1 protein-coding gene is annotated in these 291 nt (G+C 34.0%); it reads left to right on the top strand.

Translation table 11 applies throughout. The annotated features are described in order from the left end of the window. The coding region (locus tag KIH86_RS18410) for a TRADD-N-associated membrane domain-containing protein (RefSeq protein ID WP_407672304.1) at positions 1–291 on the top strand (291 nt) is incomplete at both ends.

Raw genomic sequence — 291 nt, 5'->3', positions numbered from 1 at the left:
GTTTAGTAAGTTTACTAGCTGGTATGATTATTGTTATTGTAACCATTACTCTTATTGTGAATAGCTCTGAACGTGACAATAATCTGATTATTGCTTTAACTGGCGGTACAACGGGTATTCTAACAAACTTTGTGGGAGTAGTATTTTTAAAGATGTATTCTGAAACAGTAAGATCACTGAATATATTCCATAACAGACTGGTTACAACCCACCATTTGCATTTTAGTAATTTCTTAATTTCAAAAATCTATGATAGAGATCTCAGGGAACAGACGTGGGCGAAATTAGCGC

Origin of the sequence: Paenibacillus sinensis, assembly GCF_019904155.1 — a bacterium.
GTDB lineage: Bacteria > Bacillota > Bacilli > Paenibacillales > Paenibacillaceae > Paenibacillus_AQ > Paenibacillus_AQ sinensis.
This window is presented reverse-complemented; position numbering and strand designations above follow the sequence as displayed.